We start from the raw sequence: 5,547 nt of genomic DNA on the forward strand, positions 1-5,547 counted from the left end.
AATAACTATAAACAATTTTAAAATAAATAGTTGACTTTAACTAGCTGGTCTAAATGGTTTTACAAAATATTATTCATGCTCGCCCATATTTAATTTACATAAAATAATTATAAACTTGCCACTTAATGAAGTCAATTTATACGCGTCCCCCGGTAAATTTCTATGATATAATCTATTATCATTTAAGTTAAAATTATGGTTAGAAAATAATCCCCTCCAAAACTTCTGCCTTCGTTTATATATATAAGTTATAACACTAAAGGAGGAATCATAAATGAACAAAACCCAAATAATAAAAAGCCTAGTCCCAGGAGCTTTGCTATCCTATGAAAAATACAACATACTACCATCCCTAACCATAGCTCAAGCCATACTAGAAACAGGCTGGCTACAATATGTTAAAGGTAATAATATCTTCGGTATAAAATGGACATCAGGTTGTGGATATGAAGTTCAAGAATTTAACACTCATGAATTTATAAATGGAGTAAACACTGCTATGAGATGCAAGTTTAGAAAGTATGACACTCTTGAGAGCAGCCTCCTCGACCATGGAAAACTTTTAAGCTTTAGTTACATATGGATTCTGTGGTTTACTAACAATAAGTGTTACTAAAAAGCTTCAGCAAATACTTAACCTTACTATTGATGGTATATGTGGACCTAAAGTATTATCTGGATTAAAAAGCATTATGGAAAAACCTCTATGTAGCACTAAATCTACTGGTCACATAGGAGCCATAAGATATATTCAATGGAGAACTCACAGCGCTATTGATGGTATTTATGGAAATGAAACTGTAAGGCGTGTTAAAGAATATCAAAAAAATAATAAATTAGTGATTGATGGAATTGTAGGTAACAGTACTTGGCAAAGTTTACTCTGTTAAATTCTAATATTTTTATAAATGACTTTTATTTTTAAAAATACTTCATATAACTATTGACGAATCATTAAATACAAAGTAAGATGAAAGGAATTCAAAATTAAATATCATATAGTTAATATAAAAGCCTTGGTGGTAAAAGTTGTTTTGTAAGCTATTTTAGGTTGCAACGCGAAAGTATAAGCCTTTCGTCCTATTTTTATAGGAGGAGGGCTTTTTTTATATCTAATATTAGGAGGTTAAAGTCCTAAATGGACTTTAACGGGTAATTTGTGAGCGGAAGCGAGCAGGTTTAATTACCCCGTGTTTCCGACTAAAAGGAGGAATATCAATATGTGTACAATTATGTGTTATACAGGAACAGACATGAAACATGATAAATTTGCTCAGGCTCTACAAAGAACTGAATCGAGAGGACCAGATATGACAGAAATTCTTACTTTACCATCTGGTATCTTGGGGTTTCAAAGACTTTCTATTATGGATTTAAGTTTTAGCGGAATGCAACCATACACAAGGAATACAGATGCATCCATCTGTAACGGTGAACTTTACGGTTTCCGTGAAATTAAGAAAGACCTGATGGAGAAAGGGCATAAATTTATTTCTGAAAGTGATTGTGAAATACTGCTTCCAATGTACTATGAATATGGTCTAGATATGTTTTCAAAATTAGATGCAGAATTCGCAATTGTCATCTATGATGGAAAAAAGGACACTTTCATGGCAGCACGTGATCCAATCGGAATTCGTCCTCTCTTTTATGGTTATTCCGAATCAGGTAAAATCATATTTGCAAGTGAAGCGAAAAATTTAGTTGGCCTTACCTACAACATTAAATCATTTCCACCAGGCCATTATTATGCTGATGGTAAATTTACATGCTACTGCGATATCGCAGAAACTGTGGGTGATTATTGCACGGATGACGTAGAAGTTATCTGCAGTAAAATTCATCATAAATTTGTAACTGCTATAGAAAAACGTATGGATGCTGATGCTCCTGTAGGTTTCTTGTTAAGTGGAGGCCTCGACAGCTCCCTTGTATGTTCAATTGCACAAAAAATGTATCCTGGAAAACCAATTAAAACCTTTGCCATTGGTATGACAGGCGATGCAATTGACCTTAAATACGCACAGGAAGTTGCAGATTATATTCATAGTGATCACACCACTATATATATGACAAAAGAAGAAGTTCTTGGATCACTTGAAGAGGTTATTAAACTTCTTGGGACATATGATATTACAACTATTAGAGCAAGTATGGGAATGTATTTGATTTGTAAGAAAATTCACGAGATATCTGATGTAAGAGTACTTCTAACCGGTGAAATTTCTGATGAATTATTTGGATATAAATATACTGACTTTGCTCCAAATGCAGAGGAATTTCAAAAGGAATCACAAAAGAGAATACGAGAGCTTCATATGTATGATGTACTTCGTGCGGACCGTTGCATCAGCTCAAATTCTCTAGAAGCAAGGGTGCCATTTGGGGATTTAGATTTTGTAAAGTATGTTATGTCCGTTGACCCTGAAAAAAAATTAAACAAATACAACATGGGTAAATACCTTTTAAGACATGCCTTTGAAGGCGATTATCTACCAGATAATATTTTGTATCGTGAAAAGGCAGCATTTAGCGATGCTGTAGGACATTCTATGGTGGACTATTTAAAAGAATATGCAGAAAACTACTATTCTAATGAACAATTTAAAAAACTATGTAAAAAGTATAAAAATAATGCTAAACCATTCACAAAAGAATCATTGTTATACAGAGAATATTTTGAAAAATATTATCCATTACAAGCAGAAATGATAGTAGACTTTTGGATGCCAAACAAAGAATGGGAGGGTTGTAACGTTAACGATCCTAGTGCTAGAGCTTTATCAAATTATGGTTCCAGTGGTAAATAATTAAGAATGTAAATAAATAAAGGAGCTATCTAAAAGTTTTATTATGAGATAGCTCCTTCCTTAATATTTAGACATTTTTTTCTCTATCTATAATTTCTTTTGATTTTTTATAAATAAATTTGCTATATTACTTTGAATGGCAATCATTGCCGGAAGAAAGATTGGAAGACGTATAAAGCAAAGAACTATCAGACCAATAATTACAGCTGTCACCCATTCTTGCAAACGTACTATTCAAGAAGGCATAAGTGTAGCAAAGGTACCTCCAAGTGCCACTATTATTATAAGAGAGAAGAATGGCAACAGTTTCATTTATTTGTTTTATAGTATTTAAAGCATCTTTTGAATAAGGGTCATCATTTAAAATAATATTCATCTTTGTGATGGTTCTATAACTTGACATGAACATACCTAAAACTGGTTTAAAGTTACTGCTTGTTAATGCCTCCTTTGGAATAAAGAAAGTTTTAATTGTATTAACTTGACTTCCTATATAAAAATAATCAATTTGCTTACCCTGAGGTTGTGTTATTAAGAGCTTTACTATTTTCAATTACAACAGTAGTAGGCACTGCTTCACCTCGACCAAAATGCTCTGAAACTATATTAATACCTTTAGAAGAAGAATATGAATTTCCAAGTTCACGAATGGTATCGAAGTTGAGCTTTTGCTGATTAAAATAAACTGTTGGTCCGATTATCAATAATACAACTACAACTGATATAATAGGATGTTTTGTTGCAAATGAAGATGTTTTACCCCACATTTTACTTTCTTTATGACCAATTGCTGTCTTTGATGGGTAAAAAAGCTTATTGCCAAGAATATGGACTCATCTATAGATTTACCATGAGATAATTCTTCCTTAAATCTAATAAAAAGAAGTATGTTATAATCTGTTCCTATACCAAAGAGTATAAGTAAAAGAGGCATCTAGGTAAGGCTTGTTAATGGGAATTGTACTTTATCAATTAATTGAGCTGCAATACCCATGGGACAAAGGTAGGCAAAGCCCACAGACAGTAAGTATACCACAGGGGCAACTACTGATTTAAACATAAGTATGAGTATTGCTAAAATAAATATAACTGTAACAGCCATAAAAGCGGTTCCAACAATTCCTATTCCTAGTGACATAGCCATTGCTTTAGTCGTTTTCGATTTTTCTAATCTTTCTATAGAAGTAAACGCTTGCTCACATTTTTGCTGTGAATCACATAACGCTGCACGATTCTTTATTTTACGGTCACGTTTCATTTTCATTGTAACCGAGTCGAGTCTACTACTTGTATTTATTACGTGGTTTGTCTTCAGGCATTATTTTTTTCTCCTTTCATTTTTCTGAATCTGTTTTTGTTTTACTTTATATCTGTATATTAGTCCTCAAATGTTCCAGAACATTAAAGTATTGTCAAATTTTTGTTAAAAGGATTATTTTATTGAGAATTTTTACATATTACAAAAAATAAGAAAAGGTGGCACATTTAAAATGTACTAGCTTTTCTTATTTCTTAAATATCTATTATTAATCTTCTGTAAGTATTACTGTAAATTCTGTTCCTTTATCGCACTGACTGTTAACTCTAATATCTCCCTCAACTAAGTCTACAACTCGTTCTACTAAGGATAGCCCCAGCCCATTTCCAATTGCTGAATGAGAAGTATCCCCTTGGTAAAACCTATCAAACACATGTTCAATGGTTTTCTTGCTCATTCCACAGCCAGTATCACTTATTGAAACAATTATTTTGTTTTTTCCTTTTTAAGTTTTATCGTCACTGTTCCTTTAGGTTCTGTAAATTTAATTGCATTGGTCAATAAATTATTCCATACCATTTCTATTAAATCCTAATCTGTCGTAATCATTACTTCATCTAATTCCACATCAAGCATAATATCTTTTTCTTCAAATTTTCCTTCTAAAGCCAAAATGCTGCAACGCAGCTGCTCATCCAATGAATATGTATGTTTTTTAATGATTTCCTGGTTATCCAATCTATTCAATTTAAGAACTGCAGTTACTAATGTAGAAAGTTTTTTAGATTCTGAAAGTATTGCGTTTACATAATCCATGCGTTTATCCATTGGCAATGATTTTTTTAGCATAATAGAAGCATAACTTTGTATTACTGCAAGTGGGGTCTTAATCTCATGAGATATATTTGTTATAAAATCCCCTTTCAAGGTTTCTATGGTGGCAAGTTCCTCTATCATTTTATTAAAATCATCTATCCCAATATGATATTTCTTTTGCTTCGACGTAATATCATCTCTCGCTGTCATAAATAAAATTGGAATTGTTTTGTCTTGGCTTCTAATTTCTCTTGCAAACTCAAAACCATCAATTTCCGGCATCATAATATTTGAAATAATGATATCAACTGTTTTTTCTAACATCTTATCAAATGCCTCCCTAGCATTCTTACAACTGATGGCATTATATCCATTATCATTTAAATATAAACGTACAATATAATTCAGTTTCTCATCATCCTCAAGAACTAAAACACTTATCATAAGACCCCTCTTTTCTATTAAAAACATTACTGCACATATCAATAATATATTACCATTATACTGTTAAAATCTTGTTAAATTATAATGTAAAATATACATTCAGTTCAACCATTTTTATATAGAGAAAAATGACTCCAGCTAAAAATAAATTTATATTTACAATAAATAATGACCAATTGCAATAACAAGTTGAACCAATTTGTATTTATACTTAAATCG

At 31.7% G+C, this 5,547-nt stretch carries 7 protein-coding genes and 1 pseudogene; 3 read left to right on the forward strand and 5 right to left on the reverse strand.

What is annotated here, in order from left to right; all coding sequences use genetic code 11:
• Nucleotides 1-274: 274 nt before the first annotated feature.
• The 3 genes from Q0649_RS07955 (at nt 275) to asnB (ending at nt 2,810) form a co-directional block, all read left to right on the forward strand.
• Nucleotides 275-616, forward strand: coding sequence for a glycoside hydrolase family 73 protein (locus Q0649_RS07955; protein WP_298839839.1), 342 nt, complete (start codon nt 275-277; stop codon nt 614-616).
• Between the two features lie 76 nt (nt 617-692).
• The gene (locus tag Q0649_RS07960) at nt 693-890 is read left to right on the forward strand and encodes a peptidoglycan-binding protein (RefSeq protein ID WP_298839842.1); all 198 of its coding nucleotides are present in this window, start codon (nt 693-695) and stop codon (nt 888-890) included.
• Nucleotides 891-1,220: 330 nt separating this feature from the next.
• Nucleotides 1,221-2,810, forward strand: a complete 1,590-nt coding sequence (gene asnB, locus Q0649_RS07965; RefSeq protein WP_298839845.1) for an asparagine synthase B — start codon at nt 1,221-1,223, stop codon at nt 2,808-2,810.
• 127 nt (nt 2,811-2,937) lie between these two features.
• On the opposite strand, the gene Q0649_RS07970 is transcribed toward asnB, so the two are convergent.
• The 5 genes and pseudogenes from Q0649_RS07970 to Q0649_RS07990 form a co-directional block, all read right to left on the reverse strand.
• A complete protein-coding gene (locus Q0649_RS07970; RefSeq protein ID WP_298839848.1) occupies nt 2,938-3,363 on the reverse strand; it encodes a hypothetical protein in 426 nt (141 codons plus the stop codon).
• Nucleotides 3,323-3,577 (reverse strand): hypothetical protein, encoded by a 255-nt coding sequence (locus tag Q0649_RS07975; RefSeq protein ID WP_298839850.1) that lies wholly within the window; start codon nt 3,575-3,577, stop codon nt 3,323-3,325. Before Q0649_RS07975 ends, Q0649_RS07970 begins: the two co-directional genes overlap by 41 nt.
• Nucleotides 3,523-4,074: pseudogene (locus Q0649_RS23055) on the reverse strand (MMPL family transporter). Before Q0649_RS23055 ends, Q0649_RS07975 begins: the two are co-directional and overlap by 55 nt.
• Before the next feature lie 262 nt (nt 4,075-4,336).
• Nucleotides 4,337-4,525 carry a sensor histidine kinase gene (locus tag Q0649_RS07985; RefSeq protein ID WP_298839855.1) on the reverse strand — a complete coding sequence of 63 codons (189 nt, stop codon included), beginning with the start codon at nt 4,523-4,525 and terminating at the stop codon, nt 4,337-4,339.
• Nucleotides 4,526-4,659: 134 nt separating this feature from the next.
• Complete coding sequence (locus Q0649_RS07990) at nt 4,660-5,328, reverse strand: response regulator (protein ID WP_298839857.1); 669 nt, start codon at nt 5,326-5,328, stop codon at nt 4,660-4,662.
• Nucleotides 5,329-5,547 lie beyond the last annotated feature (219 nt).

The organism is uncultured Clostridium sp. (assembly GCF_937920395.1).
Classification (GTDB): Bacteria; Bacillota; Clostridia; order Clostridiales; family Clostridiaceae; genus Clostridium_AD.